Annotated in this window: 1 protein-coding gene; it reads right to left on the reverse strand. The window is 80.0% G+C overall.

From position 1 onward, the window contains the following. Positions 1–12: 12 nt before the first annotated feature. A partial coding sequence (locus GTR00_RS22420; protein WP_205706450.1) for a helix-turn-helix transcriptional regulator occupies positions 13–496 on the reverse strand: 484 nt, incomplete at its 5' end.

The following is a 496-nucleotide window of genomic DNA, read 5'->3' on the forward strand; positions in this document are numbered from 1 at the left end:
GGGCGGGGCGGCTCAGTCGAGCAGGCCCTGCCGGCGCGCGGCGGCGGCCGCGGTCGCCGAGGAGCGCACGCCGTACTTGCGGCGCACCGAGGCCAGGTGCTGCGCGACGGTGTTCGGGGCCAGCCCGAGCCGCTCGGCGATCACGGAGCCGGCGCAGCCGTCGGCGACCATCCGCAGCACCTCCCGCTCGCGCGCGGTCAGGCTCACCCCGGGGCGCCCCTCGCGCGCGCCGTCCAGCAGGGCGGACCAGCTGCTCTCGGGGACGAGGACGTACCGGTCGCCGTCGGCGTCCTGGAGCACGACGCGCCCGTCGGCGCCGGGCAGGGCCGTGAGCGGCCCGCTGAGGGTGCTGCCGGCGGTGAGGGGGACGGTGAGGGGGGCGGTGCCGCCCCCGCTGGCCCTGCTCTCGTGCTCCACGGCGTCGTCGCTCCTCGCCGCGCTGCGGTGCGGCCCCGTCGTCTCGAGGTCGCTCCCGGGGTGCGGCTCGCCCCCGCGC

This window comes from Kineococcus indalonis (assembly GCF_009906395.1).
GTDB classification, from domain to species: Bacteria; Actinomycetota; Actinomycetes; order Actinomycetales; family Kineococcaceae; genus Kineococcus; species Kineococcus indalonis.